This is a genomic window from Kitasatospora sp. NPDC088134 (genome assembly GCF_044741705.1).
Lineage (GTDB): Bacteria > Actinomycetota > Actinomycetes > Streptomycetales > Streptomycetaceae > Kitasatospora.
Genome location: NZ_JBIUTD010000003.1, coordinates 40,745 through 56,295, shown reverse-complemented (window position 1 = coordinate 56,295; position 15,551 = coordinate 40,745). Strand labels below are relative to the sequence as shown.

Here is a 15,551-nt window from a genome sequence, read left to right as displayed (position 1 = left end):
CCCGGCCCCACGCCCCTCGGCCCCGCCGTTCCCCGGGCCCCTGACGGCCCAGGCGTGTGCCTCACTCCATCGTGGCGAGGATCTCCTCGACCATCTCCATCGTGGTCCCCGGGTGCAGGAAGGCGAAGCGGGCGACGGTCTCGCCGTCCCAGCCGGTGGGGGTGACGAAGCCGATCTGGTCGGCGAGGAGGCGGCGGGACCAGCGGTAGTAGTCGTCGTGGGTCCAGCCCTTGCGGCGGAAGCAGACGGCGGAGAGCTGCGGGTCGTGGAGGAGTTCGAGGTGCTCGGTGTCGCGGATCAGCTGCGCGGTGTCGCGGGCGAGGCGGAGGCCGGCCTCGATGGCGTCGGTGTAGGCCTGGACGCCGTGGACGGCGAGCGAGAACCAGAGCGGGAGGCCGCGGGCGCGGCGGGTGAGGTGGTAGGCGTAGTCGGTGGGGTTCCACTCGTCGCCCTCGGTGTGCAGGACGTCGAGGTAGGAGGCGTCCTGGGTGTGCACGGCCCGGGCGAGGCGCGGCTCGCGGTAGAGGAGCGCGGCGCAGTCGAAGGGCGCGAAGAGCCACTTGTGCGGGTCGACGACGAAGCTGTCGGCGTGCTCGATGCCGTTGTAGCGCTCGCGGACCGAGGGGGCGAACAGCCCGGCGCCGCCGTACGCGCCGTCGACGTGGAACCAGAGGTCGTGCTCGCGGGCGACCTCGGCGATGCCGGCCAGGTCGTCGACGATTCCCTCGTTGGTGGTACCGGCGGTGCCGACGACGGCGATCACCGTCTCGGGGTGCGGGTCGGCGGCGAGCGCGGCGCGCAGCGCGGGGCCGGTGAGGCGGCGGTCGACGGCGGGGACCGGGAAGGGCTCGACGCCGATGATGTTGAAGGTGTTCTTGACCGAGGAGTGCACCTGGTCGGCGACGGCGATCCGCAGCCGGGCCTCGGGGCCGACGTTCAGGCGGCGCCGGGCGGTGTCGCGGGCGACGACGAGGGCGGAGAGGTTGCCGGCCGAGCCGCCGGAGACGAAGGTGCCGCCGGCGCTCTCGGGGAGGCCGGCCCGGTCGGCTATCAGGCGCAGGACCTGGTTCTCGGCGGCGATCGCGCCGGCCGCCTCCAGCCAGGAGATGCCCTGCAGGGAGGCGCAGGAGACCACCATGTCGAAGAGCAGGGCGGCCTTGGTGGGGGCGCAGGGGATGAAGGAGAGGTAGCGCGGGCTGTCGGCGGAGATGACGGCGCGGGAGAGCTCGTGGTCGTAGAGCTTGAGGACGTCGGCGGGGTCGTTGCCGTGCTCGTTCAGCAGGCCGGCCAGGACCTCGCGGAGGTGGGCGCCGTCGCCGGGGTGGTCGAGCGGGACGGGGTCGTACTGCAGCCGTTCGCGCATGTACTCGAAGACCAGGTCGACCAGCTCGTTGTCCGGCGTGTGCATGCGGTCGGGGGCTGCGTACACGGTGGTCCTCTTCGCTGCGGGCGGCGGGGCGGGGGTCGTGATCAGCGTAGGCAGCGGGGGTGGGCGGGCGCGCGTCGGAACGGGGCCGTCGGGGGCCGGTTTCCTGCGTGTTCGAGTGGGGCCGCGCAGCTTTCCTGCCTCAGATGAGTTGGGAGAGGACGACGGAGGAGCGGCTGCGCTGGACGCCGGGTTCCTTGCGGATGCGTTCGATGACGGCTTCCAGGTGGCGGGTGTCGGTGGCGCGCAGGTGGACGAGGGCGTCGGGGTCGCCGGTGACCGTCCAGGCGGCGGCGACCTCGGGGAACTGGCGGAGCGAGGCGAGCAGTTCCTCGGGCGAGGTGCGGGGGCGGCAGTAGACCTCGACGAAGGCCTCGGTGCGCCAGCCGAGCAGGCCGGGGTCGAGGACGACGGTGAAGCCGCGGACCACGCCGCGCGCCCGCAGCCGGTCGATCCGGCGGCGGACGGCGGTGGCGGAGAGGTTGGCGAGCAGTCCGATCTCGGCGTAGGAGGCGCGACCGTCCCGGCCGAGGTGTTCGATCAGCAGGCGGTCGGTGTCGTCGAGGTCCGACTCGACCGGCCGACGAGTACTCATGGCAGGGCTCCACGGGGTGGTGCGGGTGAGGGTGGCGGGCCGGGGGAGGGTCGGCTCCGCGGAGCCCATTCTCGCGGACGGCCGCGGGCGGGTCAGTCCACCAGCAGGACGATCTTGCCCCGGGTGCGGCCCTCGGCGTTCAGGGCCTGGGCGGAGGCGGCCTGGCCGAGCGGGAAGGTCGAGGCGACGGGGACGGTGAGCAGGCCGTCCTCGGCGAGTCGGGCGACGGCGGCGAGGTCCTCGGGGTCGGGGCGGGTGAAGACGTAGCGGCCGCCGCGGGCGGTGACGGTCCAGTCGACCACGGAGGCGATCCGGGTCGGGTCCTTGAGCAGGCCGGCGGAGACCTCGACGGCGTCGCCGCCGATCAGGTCGAGGGCGGCGTCGACGCCGTCGGGGGCCAGCGCGCGGACCCGGTCGGCGAGGCCGGGGCCGTACTGGACGGGTTCGACGCCGAGGCCGCGCAGGAAGGTGTGGTTGTGCTCGCCGGCGGTGCCGATGACGCGGGCGCCGAGGGCGGTGGCGACCTGGACGGCGATCGAGCCGACGCCGCCGGCCGCGGCGTGGATCAGCACGGTCTCGCCGCGGCGCAGCCCGAGCGCCCCGACCAGGGCCTGCCGGGAGGTGAGTCCGGCGAGCGGGAGGCCGCCGGCCTCGGCCCAGTCGAGGGCGGCGGGCTTGCGGGCCAGGGTGCGGACGGGGGCGGAGACGAGTTCGGCGTAGGTGCCGTGTTCGAGGACGTCCTCGCGGACGTAGCCGATCACCTCGTCGCCGGGGGCGTACTCGGTGACGGCGCCGCCGACGGCCTGGACCACCCCGGCCAGGTCGAAGCCCATGATCAGCGGGAAGTGGGTGTCCATGGCGCCGTCCAGGAAGCCCTCGCGGATCTTCCAGTCGACGGGGTTGACGCCGACGGCCCGGGTGCGGACGAGTACCGTGTCGGGGCCGACCTTGGGGTCGGGGACCTCGGTGTACTCGACCACGTCGGGGCCGCCGTAGCGGTTGATCACGATTGCCTTCATGGCCTCCAGCCAACCGGACGGCACGGCGGGTCCTCGCGCCGGAAGCGTCCATCCCGGTGAGCGGTTCTCGTCACATCGACAGAACGTCCATCGTCAGGCTGACGAGAACCGGTTATCATAGATAGTGTCAGATAGACGAGAAGGCTGGTAGGGAACGATCCGGCCGCACCAGGAGGGCACCCGCCCGTGACCACCACCGAGACGTACGGCGTCGACCCCACTCCCTCGCCGCTCGCCCTGCTGCTGCTCGGCCGCGAGGCCGACCCCAACAGCGAGCGCGGCGTGGAGTGCCCCGGCGATCTGCCCGCCGCCTCCGACCCCGACCTGGTGGCGCGCGCCCGCGCCGCGAAGGAGAAGCTCGGCGACCGGGTCTTCGTCCTGGGCCACCACTACCAGCGCGACGAGGTCATCGAGTTCGCCGACGTCACCGGCGACTCCTTCAAGCTGGCCCGGGACGCCGCGGCCCGCCCGGAGGCCGAGTTCATCGTCTTCTGCGGCGTGCACTTCATGGCGGAGTCCGCCGACATCCTCACCTCCGAGCGCCAGCGGGTCGTGCTGCCGGACCTGGCCGCGGGCTGCTCGATGGCCGACATGGCCACCGCCGAGCAGGTCGCCGAGTGCTGGGAGGTGCTGGCCGAGGCCGGGATCGCGGACGTCACCGTGCCGGTGTCGTACATGAACTCCTCGGCCGACATCAAGGCGTTCACCGGCAAGCACGGCGGCACCATCTGCACCTCCTCCAACGCGAAGCGGGCCCTGGAGTGGGCCTTCGAGCAGGGAGAGAAGGTGCTGTTCCTGCCGGACCAGCACCTGGGGCGCAACACCGCGGTGCTGGAGATGGGCATCTCCCTCGACGAGTGCGTGCTCTACAACCCGCACAAGCCGAACGGCGGCCTGACCGCCGAGCAGCTGCGGGACGCGAAGATGATCCTGTGGCGCGGGCACTGCTCGGTGCACGGCCGGTTCAGCCTGGACTCGGTGAACGAGGTGCGCGAGCGCGTCCCGGGCGTGACGGTGCTGGTGCACCCGGAGTGCAAGCACGAGGTGGTCACCGCCGCCGACCTGGTGGGCTCGACCGAGTACATCATCAAGGCGCTGGACGCCGCCGAGCCCGGCTCGAAGTGGGCGATCGGCACCGAGCTGAACCTGGTCCGCCGCCTGGCCAAGGCGCACCCGGACAAGGAGGTCGTCTTCCTCGACCGCACCGTGTGCTTCTGCTCGACCATGAACCGGATCGACCTGCCGCACCTGGTCTGGGCGCTGGAGTCGCTGGTCGAGGGCCGGGTCCCGAACGTGATCACGGTGGACGCGGAGACCGAGAAGTACGCCAAGGCGGCGCTGGACCGGATGCTGGCCCTGCCGTAACGGAACGATTCGCCGGGCCGGACGGCGCCGGCGACGCTGAAGGGCGGGCACCCCGTGGGGTGCCCGCCCTTCGTCACGTACCGCGCCCGAACTACTCCGGGATGCCCGGGATCAGGCCGTCGCCCTCGTCCCGCAGCAGCTCGCGCACCTGGTCCAGGGACGCCTCGGCGTCCGGCAGGATCAGGTCCGAGGGCTCCAGCGACTCCGGCGGCAGCGGCGTGCCGACCTCACGGACCGCCGCGAGCAGGCTGCCGAGCGCGGCCCGGAAGGCCGTCTCGTCGCCCGCCTCGACAGCCTGGAGCAGCTCGTCGTCCAGCTGGTTCAGCCGGTTCAGGTCGCCCTCGGCGACCTCGAACTGCCCCTCACCCAAGACCCGCATGATCATGCTGGTGCTTCTCCCCTGCTCCCGGGACTACTTCTGGTAGTTGATGGTGGGCGGCGGGGTGTCGTTCTTCCCCTGCTCGATGGCCTGCGGCTGGGAGGCGGGGGTGCCGCCCGTCAGCTCGGCCTTCATCCGGGCCAGCTCCAGCTCGACGTCGCTGCCGCCGGCCACCCGCTCCAGCTCGGCCTCGATGTCGTCCTTGCGGCCGAGGCCGCTGGCGTCGTCGAGCGCGCCGGAGGCCAGCAGCTCGTCGATCGCGCCCGCGCGGGCCTGCATCTGCGCGGTCTTGTCCTCCGCGCGCTGGATCGCCAGGCCGACGTCGCCCATCTCCTCGGAGATGCCGGAGAAGGACTCGGCGATCCGGGTCTGCGCCTGGGCGGCGGTGTAGGTGGCCTTGATGGTCTCCTTCTTGGTGCGGAAGGCGTCCACCTTGGCCTGGAGGCGCTGGGAGGCGAGCGTGAGCTTCTCCTCCTCGGCCTGCAGGGCCTGGTACTGCGTCTCCAGGTCGGTGATCTGGGACTGCAGGTTGGCCTTCCGGCTGAGCGCCTCGCGGGCCAGGTCCTCGCGGCCGAGCGACAGCGCCTTGCGGCCCTGGTCCTCGTACTTCGAGGACTGCTGCTGGAGCTGGGTGAGCTGGAGCTCCAGGCGCTTGCGGGAGGTGGCCACGTCGGCGACGCCCCTGCGCACCTTCTGCAGCAGTTCCAGCTGCTTCTGGTAGGAGTAGTCGAGCGTTTCGCGCGGGTCCTCCGCCCGGTCCAAGGCCTTGTTCGCCTTGGAGCGGAAGATCAGCCCCATACGCTTCATGATTCCGTCGCTCATGGGCCTCGATAGCCCCCTTCTTCGGGCCTGGGTTTGCGTCTCGTGACAGGTCGAGTGTATGCGCGACGGGGTCTCCGGCGCAGTGCACCGACCTGCAACAAGCCTGCTACAACAGGCCCGCCCCGGCATCGTCCTCACGATCGATATCGGTTCGCGGCCGAGGTCACGGCGGAATGCCGCCGGTCAACCCGTACGCTGGAGGGGTGTTCCGACGCCGCTCTGATGAATCCGCCGCCGCCTCCACCGTCACCATGACCAAGGAGGACGTGCCGCAGTCCCGCGACCCGCAGGCCCCGAAGGGCCGGCCCACGCCCAAGCGCAGTGAGGCCGAGGCCAACCGGAAGACCCGGGTCGCCGTCCCCAAGGACCGCAAGGAGGCCGCCAAGCAGGCCCGCGAGCGGATGCGCGCCGAGCGCGAGAAGCAGCGCACCGCGCTGCTGGAGGGCGACGAGCGCGCCCTGCCGGCGCGCGACAAGGGGCCGGTGCGGCGCTACGTCCGCGACTTCATCGACTCGCGGTGGGCCGCGGCCGAGTTCTTCCTGCCGTACGCCGTCGTGGTGCTGGTGCTCAGCATCACCCAGGTGGAGACCCTCCGGCTGCTCTCCACGCTGCTGTTCATGGTGTTCTTCGTGGTGGTGATCCTGGACTTCGTCCGGATCGGCTTCGTGCTGCGCAAGGCCCTCGCCGCGCGCTTCCCCGACCAGGACACCCGCGGCGCCGTGATGTACGGCCTGATGCGCACCCTGCAGATGCGCCGGCTGCGGCTGCCGAAGCCGATGGTCAAGCGGGGCGAGCGGCCCTGACCGCGGAGGCCGTTCCGCCGTACTGGGCCCCGCCGGCGCAGCAGCCGGTCGGGGCCTTCGGCGCGCCCGGCGTCCCCATCCCCGCCCAGTACGGGCCGCCGGACCGGCAGGGACGGCTGCCGGCCCGCGGCGGGCCGTACCACAGCGGGGCCGGCGAGTGGCTGGAGCGGCACGGCGGCCTGCACAACCTGGTCCGCCAGGAGCTGGTGACCCGTCAGCTCGCCGAGCAGCTGACCCGGGGCACCGCCCTGCGGGTGCTGGACGTGGGCTGCGCCGAGGGCGTCCAGGCGCTCCGGCTGGCCCGGGCCGGGCACTTCGTCACCGGGATCGACCCGGACCAGCACCGCCTCGGCGAGGCCCAGCGGGCGCTGGCCGCCGAACCGCCGGAGGTCCGCGACCGGCTGCAGCTGCTGGTCGGCGACGGCCACCAGGTGGGCCGCTGGTTCGGGCCGCGCAGCTTCGACCTGGTGCTCTGCCACGGCACCCTGATGTACCTGCCCGACCCGGACCCGATGCTGGCCTCGGTGGCCCGCATCCTGGCCCCGGACGGGCAGCTCTCGCTGCTGGTCCGCAACGGCGACGCGCTGGCCATGCGGGCCGGGCTGACCGGCGACTGGCGGGCCTGCCAGGAGGCCTTCGACTCGACCCGGTACACCAACCGGCTCGGCCTGCCGGCCCGGGCCGACCGGATCGACGAGCTCTCCGACACCCTGGCCGGGTTCTCCGTCCCGGTCCGGCACTGGTACGGCGTGCGGGTGTTCACCGACACCATGCCGGACGAGGCCGCCCCGGTGGACGGCCGACAGCTCGGCCAGCTGCTGGACGCCGAGGAGCGGGCCGGCCAGCAGGACCCGTACCGGCGGGTGGCCGCGCTGCTGCACGTCTTCGCGCGGAAGTGAGCGTTCGCGCGGAAGTGGGCGGGCGAAGTGCGCGGGCGGGGGCCGTGCGCCGGTGACGGGGCGTCAGGACTCGTGCAGGCTCATCGGGTAGACGTCGCGGCCGTCCTCGACCAGCACCACCCGGTCGACGCCGTCCTCCAGCAGGGTCTTCCACTCCTCGCCGATCCAGGACTCGGCGTCGCCCTGGCTGGGGAACTCCTCGGCGCCGCCGGCCGGGGCCACCACGGTGCCGTCGTTCTTCTCGTAGCGCCAGGTCCACACCATGCGGGGCTCCTCCGTGAGTCGTGCCGGTGGTCGTGCCGGTAAGCGTGCCCATCCGGCGGGCGGGCAATGCCCGTCCGGCAGGATGATCGCATGCCTCTTCCCCGCACCCTGCTCCTCGGCGGCGCCCGCTCCGGCAAGTCCACCCACGCCGAGCGGCTGCTCGCCGACCACCGGGACGTGCTGTACGTGGCCACCTCCGGCACCCGGGACGGCGACGCCGACTGGGCGCACCGGGTCGGCCTGCACCGGGAGCGCCGCCCGGCGGGCTGGCGGACCGCCGAGACCTGCGCGCTGGAGGAGGTGCTGGCGGACGCCGAGGACCCGGCGCCGGTGCTGATCGACTGCCTGGCGCTGTGGCTGACCGCGGTGATGGACGAGCACCGGGCCTGGACGGACGGGGTGTGGGAGGACGGCGGCCGGGAGGCGGTGGAGGCCCGGTGCGCGGCGTTGGCCGCGGCCTGGGCGGGCACCCGGCGGACGGCGGTCGCGGTCTCCAACGAGGTCGGCCTGGGCGTGGTCCCCGCGACCGCCGCCGGACGCCGGTTCCGGGACACCCTGGGGCGGCTCAACATGGCTGTCGCGGACGCCTCCGAACAGGTGCTGCTGGTGGTCGCCGGACAGGTGCTGACCATCAAAGCGGTGTCCGTGTAGATTGCCGAGCGATGGACACCACCGTGGATCTCGACACTTTCTCCTCGCTCGTCGAACGGCCCGACGAGGGTGCGCGGCGCGGCGCCGAGGAGCGCTGGCAGCAGCTGGCCGTGCCGCGCGGCGGCCTGGGCCGGCTCCAGGAGCTGGGGGCCTGGCTGGCGTCCGTGCAGGGCGAGGCGCCGGTGCGCCCGCTGACCGGCGCCCGGGTGCTGCTGTTCGCCGCCGACCACGGCATCGCCGCGCTGGGCGTCTCCACCCTCGACCCGCGCGGCGGCACCGCCGACCGGGTCCGCGCGGTGCTGGACGGCACCGCCCCGGTCGCGGTGCTGGCCCGCCGCTACGGCGCCGACGTCCGGGTGGTCGACGTGGCCGTGGACGCCGACCCCGCCGAGTTCCCGGAGGAGGTCGTCCGGCACCGGGTCCGGCGCGGCTCCGGGCGGATCGACGTGGAGGACGCGCTGAGCGCCGAGGAGGCCGCGCGGGCCTTCCGGGCCGGCATGGCGGTCGCCGACGAGGAGGCCGACGCCGGGACGGACCTGGTGCTGCTCGGCGACCTCGGGGTGGGCTCGACCACGGTGGCCGCGGTGCTGGTCGGCGCACTGTGCGGCACCGACGCCGCCGCCGTCACCGGGCGCGGCTCCGGCGTCGACGACCGGGTCTGGATGGTCAAGTGCGCGGCGATCCGCGACGCGCTGCGCCGGGCCCGCCCGGTGCTCGGCGACCAGCTCGCGCTGCTCGCCGCGACCGGCGGCGCCGACTTCGCCGCGATCACCGGCTTCCTGCTGCAGGCCGCGGTCCGCAAGCTGCCGGTGGTGCTGGACGGCGTGGTCTCGGCGGCCTGCGCGCTGGTCGCGCAGCGGATCGCCTTCCGCGCCCCGGAGTGGTGGCGGGCCGCCGCGCTGACCGGCGAGCCGGCCCAGGCCAAGGCGTACGACCGGCTGACCCTGACGCCGCTGCAGGACACCGGCGTGACCATGGGCGAGGGCGTCGCCGCGGTGCTGGCGCTGCCGCTGCTGCAGGCCGCCACCGACACGCTGGCCGAGCCGGTCGCCGTGCCCAGCGCCCGTCCGCTGCCGCCCCGCGCCCCGGCGAAGCTGCCGACGGCCTCGGAGCTGCTGGGCCGTTACTGAGGTGGGCTCCCGGCGGGTGGTGCCGGACGGACTGCGGTTCGCCTTCGGCACGTTGACGGTGTTCCGGGTCCGGGTGGAGCGCTGGGACCGGACCGCGGGCGGGGCCGCGATGGTGCTGGCGCCCGTGGTGGGGCTGGCCGTCGGCGCGGTCGCGGGCGCGGCCGGGGCGCTGGCGGCCTGGCGCGGCGGGGCCCTGCTGGGGGCGGTCGCGGCGGTGGCCGCCGGCGCGCTGCTGACCCGCGGGCTGCACCTGGACGGGGTGGCGGACGTCGCGGACGGGCTGGGCAGCGGGAAGGCCGCCGAGGACGCGCTGCGGATCATGAAGCAGTCGGACATCGGCCCGTTCGGCGTGCTGACCCTGCTGCTGCTGATGCTGGCTCAGGTCGCCGCGCTGGCCGGGCAGTTCGCGCTCTCGCCGGGGCGCGGGGCACTGGCCGCCTGCGTGGCGGCGGTGGCCGGGCGGACGGCGCTGGCCTGGGGCTGCCTGCGGTCGGTGCCGGCGGCCCGGCCGGGCGGGCTGGGCGCGATGGTGGCGGCCACGGTGCCGCCGGCGGCGGCGGTCGCGGTGACGGTGCTGGCGGCGGGCGCGGCGGGCGCGGCCCGCTGGCAGTGCGGGGCCGCGCTGCTGGTCGGGGTCGCGGCGGCGGCGCTGCTGCTGCGCCGGTGCGTGCGGCGGTTCGGCGGGGTGACCGGCGACGTGCTGGGCGCGCTGGTGGAGACCGCGGCGACCGCGACCCTGGTGGCCGTGGCGCTGGCCTGACCGGCCGTCGGCCACCGACCGGTGCACGAACTCACGGACCGTCACGCGTCGCGGCGGTTCGTGCACCCGGGCAGGCGGGGCGGCGCGATCCCACCATGCGGACTACCATGCGGTGAGCACCCTGGCCCTGCGCCCCGTTTCGCCGCGGAGTCTGCCTGGGTTTCGCCGGGCGGCAACGGAGCCGTCACCGGCCGTGGACCGCGAAAGAACAGGACGCATTTGTCGTGACTGCACTGTCTGTGAGCACCTCCTCCGCCGTGAGCCTGCGTGCGGATGCCCTGGTGATCGGCGTGGCGAAGGGCCCGAAGGGCCTGGTCGTGGCGTCCGGTGCCGAGGCGGTCGTCGAGGCGTTCGAGGGCAAGCTGGCCGAGGTCCTCACCACCCTGGGCGCCACCGGTGCCGAGGGTGAGGCGGTCAAGCTTCCCGCGCCGGCCGGGGCGAAGGCTCCGCTGCTGCTGGCCGTCGGCCTGGGCGAGGCCGTCGACGGCCCGTTCGGCGCCGAGGAGCTGCGCCGGGCGGCCGGTGTCGCCGCCCGCACCCTGGCCGGGTCGAAGAAGGTCGCGCTGGCGCTGCCGGCCGGCTCCGCCGACGAGGTCGAGGCGGTCGCGCTGGGCGGCCTGCTCGGCGCGTACGCGTTCGGCGCCTACAAGGGCGAGGCGGGCAAGGCCCCGGTCGCCGAGCTGGTCGTGGTGGTCGAGCGCAAGGGCTCGAAGGACGCCAAGGCCGCCGTGGAGCGCGCCACCGTGGTCGGCGAGGAGATGAACCGGGCCCGCGACCTGGTCAACACCGCGCCGAACGACCTGAACCCGAAGTCCTTCGCCGCGATCGCGCAGGCGGCGGGCAAGGAGCACGGCCTCAAGGTCGAGGTGCTGGACGAGAAGGCGCTGGCCAAGGGCGGCTTCGGCGGCATCCTCGGCGTCGGCGTCGGTTCGGCGAACCCGCCCCGGCTGGTGAAGGTGGCCTACACCCACCCGAAGGCGAAGGCCTCGCTGGCCTTCGTCGGCAAGGGCATCACCTACGACTCGGGCGGCATCTCGCTGAAGCCGGCCGGCCACAACGAGACCATGAAGTGCGACATGGCCGGCGCCGCCGCCGTGTTCGCCGCCGTGGTGGCCGCCAAGCGGCTCGGCCTGCAGGTCAACGTGACGGCGTGGCTGGCGCTGGCCGAGAACATGCCGTCCGGCTCGGCGACCCGTCCGGGCGACGTGCTGCGGATGTACGGCGGCAAGACCGTCGAGGTGCTGAACACCGACGCCGAGGGCCGCCTGGTGCTGGCCGACGCGATCGTGAAGGCCGGCGAGGAGCAGCCGGACGTGATCGTCGACGTGGCGACCCTGACCGGCGCGATGGTGCTGGCGCTGGGCAACCGCACCTTCGGCGTGATGGCCAACGACGAGGCGCTGCGCACCAAGCTGCACGAGACCGCGGGCGCGGTGGGCGAGCAGTCCTGGCCGATGCCGCTGCCGGCCGACCTGCGCAAGGGCATGGTGGAGTCGACCGTCGCGGACCTGGCGAACATGGGCGAGCGGATGGGCGGCGGCCTGGTGGCCGGCCTGTTCCTGCAGGAGTTCGTGGCCGAGGGCACCGCCTGGGCGCACCTGGACATCGCCGGCCCGGCGTTCAACGAGGGCGGCGCGTCCGGCTACACCCCGAAGGGCGGCACCGCGAGCGCGGTGCGCACCCTGGTCCGCTTCGCGGAGGACACCGCCGCGGGCAAGTGATCCGACCCCGCGTGGGGCCCGGCACCGCACGGTGCCGGGCCCCACGCGCATTACCAGCCGGTAGCCCGCCGGGCCGGTTCGATGCCGTGTTCGCCTCCGGCGAAACTTGATTCCGCAGAGCGGAACCCCGCCGCCGAAGCCCCCCGGACGGAGTACCTCCGCTTGCCGTTTTCCGGGCTGTGAGCTGCGACGATACCTCCGGGAACGGGTCATGTCGCCGCCGTGCGGGCCGCCCCGGGCGCACCTCGGGGCACCCGCCGACGCCACCCGCCGCCAACAAGTGCAAAGATGTATTTCCGGCACGACTGGGCGCTCTTACAAGGGCACTCACCCACCGGACCGCGACCGGCCCGGCGATCCGCACCTTTTGCATGGAGGACGTGACGTGGCGAACGACGCCAGCACCGTTTTCGACGTAGTCATTCTCGGAGGCGGAAGCGGCGGTTACGCCGCGGCGCTCCGTGCCGCGCAGCTGGGCCTGAGCGTCGCGCTGATCGAGAAGGGCGAGCTGGGCGGCACCTGCCTGCACCGCGGCTGCATCCCGACCAAGGCGCTGCTGCACGCCGCCGAGGTCGCGGACGAGACCCGCGAGGCCGGGGAGTTCGGCGTCCTCGCCACCTTCCAGGGCATCGACATCAACGGCGTCCACAAGTACAAGGACGACGTGGTCGCCGGCCTGTACAAGGGTCTGCAGGGCCTGGTCGCCTCCCGCAAGGTCACCTTCATCCAGGGCGAGGGCAAGCTCTCCTCGCAGACCTCGGTGGACGTCAACGGCCAGCGCGTCGAGGGCCGCCACATCGTGCTCGCCACCGGTTCCGTGCCGCGGTCGATCCCGGGCCTGGACATCGACGGCAACCGGATCATCTCCTCCGACCACGCGCTGAAGCTCGACTACATCCCGAAGTCGGCGATCATCCTCGGCGGCGGCGTCATCGGCTGCGAGTTCGCCTCGGTCTGGAAGTCCTTCGGCGTCGACGTCACCATCGTCGAGGGCCTGCCGCACCTGGTGCCGCTGGAGGACGAGAACTCCTCGAAGCTGCTGGAGCGCGCCTTCCGCAAGCGCGGCATCAAGTTCGAGCTGAAGTCCCGCTTCTCCGGCGTGGAGTACACCGAGAACGGCGTCCGGGTCTCCACCGAGAACGGCAAGTCCATCGAGGCCGACGTGCTGCTCGTCGCCATCGGCCGCGGCCCGGTCTCGGCCGGCCTGGGCTACGAGGAGCAGGGCGTCGCGATGGACCGCGGCTACGTCCTGGTCGACGAGTACCTGCGCACCAACGTGCCGACCATCTCCGCCGTCGGCGACCTGGTCCCGACCCTGCAGCTGGCCCACGTCGGCTTCGCCGAGGGCATCCTGGTGGCCGAGCGGATCGCCGGCCTCAAGGTCGTCCCGATCGACTACGACGGCATCCCGCGGGTGACCTACTCCAACCCGGAGGTCGCGTCCGTCGGCCTGACCGAGGCCAAGGCCGTCGAGCAGTACGGCAAGGAGAAGGTCGTCACCCTCAAGTACAACCTGGCCGGCAACGGCAAGAGCAAGATCCTCAAGACCGCCGGCGAGATCAAGCTGGTCCAGGTCAAGGACGGCGCCGTCGTGGGTGTCCACATGGTCGGCGCCCGGATGGGCGAGCAGGTCGGCGAGGCCCAGCTGATCTACAACTGGGAGGCCCTGCCCGCCGAGGTCGCGCAGCTCATCCACGCGCACCCGAGCCAGTCCGAGGCCCTCGGCGAGGCCCACCTCGCGCTGGCCGGCAAGCCGCTGCACGCGCACGACTGATCGCGCCCCGTCCCCGTTCATTCCTGTACGCAAGACTTGATAGGAGTCGCTGGAACCATGGCGGTCTCAGTAACACTGCCCGCGCTGGGCGAGAGCGTGACCGAAGGCACCGTCACCCGCTGGCTGAAGGCCGAGGGTGAGCGCGTGGAGATCGACGAGCCGCTGCTCGAGGTCTCCACCGACAAGGTCGACACCGAGATCCCGGCGCCGGCCTCCGGCATCCTGGCCTCGATCAAGGTCGGCGAGGACGAGACCGTCGAGGTGGGCGCCGAGCTGGCGATCATCGACGACGGTTCCGGCGCCCCCGCCGCCGCCCCGGCCCCCGCGGCCGAGGCCGCCCCCGCCGCCGCTCCGGCCGCCCCGGTGGCGGAGGCCCCCGCGGCCCCCGCGCCGGTCGCCGAGGCTGCTCCGGCCGCCGCGCCGGCCGCCGCCGCTCCGGCGGGCGACGCCACCCCGGTGCTGCTGCCCGCGCTGGGCGAGTCGGTCACCGAGGGCACCGTCACCCGCTGGCTGAAGGCCGAGGGCGACACCGTCGAGATCGACGAGCCGCTGCTGGAGGTCTCCACCGACAAGGTCGATACCGAGATCCCCTCCCCCGTGGCGGGCACCCTGGTGAAGATCCTGGTCGGCGAGGACGAGACCGCCGAGGTCGGCGCCCAGCTCGCGCTGATCGGCGCCGCGGGCGCGGCTCCGGCCGCTGCCGCCGCGCCGGCTCCCGCTGCCGCCCCGGCCGCTCCCGCCGCTCCGGCTCCGGTGGCCGCTCCGGCCCCGGCTGCTCCGGTCGCTCCGGTGGCGGAGGCCCCCGCGGCCGCCGCTCCGGCTCCGGTCGCCGCCCCGGCCCCCGTCGCTCCGGCCGCCCCGGCCCCGGTGGCTGCTCCGGCCACGCCGGTCGCCGCCGCTCCGGCCGCGGACTCGGGTGACGCCTACGTCACCCCGCTGGTGCGCAAGCTCGCCGCCGAGCACGGCGTCGCGCTGGGCTCCGTCGCCGGCACCGGCGTCGGCGGCCGCATCCGCAAGCAGGACGTCATCGCCGCCGCCGAGGCCGCCAAGGCCGCGCCGGCCCCGGTCGCCGCCGCTCCGGCCGCCGCCCCCGCGAAGGCGGCCGCCGCGCCGTCCGAGCTGCGCGGCCAGACCGTCAAGATGACCCGGATGCGCAAGGTCATCGGCGACAACATGCTGAAGGCCCTGCACGAGCAGGCCCAGCTGACCAGCGTGGTCGAGGTGGACGTCACCAAGATCATGGCGCTGCGCGGCCGGGCGAAGGACTCCTTCCTGGCCCGCGAGGGCGTGAAGCTGTCCCCGATGCCGTTCTTCGTGAAGGCCGCCGCCCAGGCGCTGAAGGCCCACGCGGTCGTCAACGCCCGGATCAACGAGGCCGAGGGCACCATCACCTACTTCGACACCGAGAACATCGGTATCGCGGTGGACTCCGAGAAGGGTCTGATGACCCCGGTCATCAAGGGTGCGGGCGACCTCAACATCGCCGGCATCTCGAAGAAGACCGCGGAGCTGGCCTCGAAGGTCCGCACCAACAAGATCACCCCGGACGAGCTGTCCGGCGCGACCTTCACCATCTCCAACACCGGTTCGCGCGGTGCGCTGTTCGACACCGTCATCGTCCCGCCGAACCAGGTCGCCATCCTGGGCATCGGCGCGACCGTGAAGCGCCCGGTGGTCATCGAGGCCGACGGCGGCACCGCCATCGGCATCCGCGACATGACCTACCTCTCGCTCTCCTACGACCACCGCCTGGTGGACGGCGCGGACGCCGCCCGCTACCTGGTCGCGGTCAAGGAGATCCTGGAGGCCGGCGAGTTCGAGGTCGAGCTCGGCCTCTGACGGTCCGTCACCGGGAGCCCCGCACCGTCCCCGACGGTGCGGGGCTCCCGCGTGTCACCGTGTGCCGACCGGGGCCGCGCGGGTGCGCGGGCGGCGGCGATTGT

Annotated in this window: 14 protein-coding genes and 1 pseudogene; 9 read left to right on the top strand and 6 right to left on the bottom strand. The window is 73.6% G+C overall.

Annotated elements, in window-relative coordinates; all coding sequences use genetic code 11:
* Positions 1-61: 61 nt before the first annotated feature.
* The 3 genes from ACIOHG_RS06065 to ACIOHG_RS06055 form a co-directional block, all read right to left on the bottom strand.
* Positions 62-1,429 (bottom strand): pyridoxal phosphate-dependent decarboxylase family protein, encoded by a 1,368-nt coding sequence (locus ACIOHG_RS06065; protein ID WP_400945876.1) that lies wholly within the window; start codon positions 1,427-1,429, stop codon positions 62-64.
* Positions 1,430-1,568: 139 nt separating this feature from the next.
* Complete coding sequence (locus ACIOHG_RS06060) at positions 1,569-2,021, bottom strand: Lrp/AsnC family transcriptional regulator (protein ID WP_400945873.1); 453 nt, start codon at positions 2,019-2,021, stop codon at positions 1,569-1,571.
* Between the two features lie 92 nt (positions 2,022-2,113).
* A complete protein-coding gene (locus tag ACIOHG_RS06055) occupies positions 2,114-3,040 on the bottom strand; it encodes an NADP-dependent oxidoreductase (RefSeq protein WP_400945870.1) in 927 nt (308 codons plus the stop codon).
* 186 nt (positions 3,041-3,226) lie between these two features.
* On the opposite strand from ACIOHG_RS06055, the gene nadA reads away from it, so the two are divergent.
* Complete coding sequence (gene nadA, locus ACIOHG_RS06050) at positions 3,227-4,405, top strand: quinolinate synthase NadA (RefSeq protein WP_400945868.1); 1,179 nt, start codon at positions 3,227-3,229, stop codon at positions 4,403-4,405.
* Between the two features lie 91 nt (positions 4,406-4,496).
* Here nadA and ACIOHG_RS06045 read toward each other — a convergent pair whose 3' ends face one another.
* Positions 4,497-4,790 (bottom strand): hypothetical protein, encoded by a 294-nt coding sequence (locus ACIOHG_RS06045; protein WP_400945866.1) that lies wholly within the window; start codon positions 4,788-4,790, stop codon positions 4,497-4,499.
* A 27-nt stretch (positions 4,791-4,817) separates the two neighbouring features.
* Entirely contained in the window at positions 4,818-5,591 is a 774-nt protein-coding gene (locus tag ACIOHG_RS06040) for a PspA/IM30 family protein (RefSeq protein ID WP_035861856.1), read from the bottom strand.
* 218 nt (positions 5,592-5,809) lie between these two features.
* Between ACIOHG_RS06040 and ACIOHG_RS06035 the strand changes: the two genes are divergently transcribed.
* Together ACIOHG_RS06035 and ACIOHG_RS06030 are read left to right on the top strand one after the other, a co-directional pair.
* On the top strand, positions 5,810-6,409 hold the full coding sequence (locus ACIOHG_RS06035) for a DUF3043 domain-containing protein (RefSeq protein WP_400945864.1): 600 nt from the start codon (positions 5,810-5,812) through the stop codon (positions 6,407-6,409).
* Between the two features lie 206 nt (positions 6,410-6,615).
* On the top strand, positions 6,616-7,308 hold the full coding sequence (locus ACIOHG_RS06030) for a class I SAM-dependent methyltransferase (protein ID WP_400945862.1): 693 nt from the start codon (positions 6,616-6,618) through the stop codon (positions 7,306-7,308).
* Positions 7,309-7,371: 63 nt separating this feature from the next.
* Here ACIOHG_RS06030 and ACIOHG_RS06025 read toward each other — a convergent pair whose 3' ends face one another.
* On the bottom strand, positions 7,372-7,572 hold the full coding sequence (locus ACIOHG_RS06025; RefSeq protein WP_400945860.1) for a hypothetical protein: 201 nt from the start codon (positions 7,570-7,572) through the stop codon (positions 7,372-7,374).
* A gap of 87 nt (positions 7,573-7,659) precedes the next feature.
* On the opposite strand from ACIOHG_RS06025, the pseudogene cobU reads away from it, so the two are divergent.
* The 6 genes and pseudogenes from cobU to sucB all read left to right on the top strand — a co-directional run.
* Positions 7,660-8,223, top strand: a pseudogene (gene cobU, locus ACIOHG_RS06020) (bifunctional adenosylcobinamide kinase/adenosylcobinamide-phosphate guanylyltransferase); the annotation flags it as partial.
* A gap of 11 nt (positions 8,224-8,234) precedes the next feature.
* Complete coding sequence (locus ACIOHG_RS06015; protein WP_400945857.1) at positions 8,235-9,353, top strand: nicotinate-nucleotide--dimethylbenzimidazole phosphoribosyltransferase; 1,119 nt, start codon at positions 8,235-8,237, stop codon at positions 9,351-9,353.
* 16 nt (positions 9,354-9,369) lie between these two features.
* On the top strand, positions 9,370-10,113 hold the full coding sequence (locus ACIOHG_RS06010) for an adenosylcobinamide-GDP ribazoletransferase (protein ID WP_400945855.1): 744 nt from the start codon (positions 9,370-9,372) through the stop codon (positions 10,111-10,113).
* A 224-nt stretch (positions 10,114-10,337) separates the two neighbouring features.
* Positions 10,338-11,834: a leucyl aminopeptidase gene (locus ACIOHG_RS06005; RefSeq protein WP_400945852.1), complete on the top strand. Its 1,497-nt coding sequence runs from the start codon at positions 10,338-10,340 to the stop codon at positions 11,832-11,834.
* 367 nt (positions 11,835-12,201) lie between these two features.
* Entirely contained in the window at positions 12,202-13,608 is a 1,407-nt protein-coding gene (gene lpdA / locus ACIOHG_RS06000) for a dihydrolipoyl dehydrogenase (protein ID WP_400945849.1), read from the top strand.
* A 57-nt stretch (positions 13,609-13,665) separates the two neighbouring features.
* On the top strand, positions 13,666-15,447 hold the full coding sequence (gene sucB / locus ACIOHG_RS05995) for a 2-oxoglutarate dehydrogenase, E2 component, dihydrolipoamide succinyltransferase (RefSeq protein WP_400945848.1): 1,782 nt from the start codon (positions 13,666-13,668) through the stop codon (positions 15,445-15,447).
* Positions 15,448-15,551: the final 104 nt, after the last annotated feature.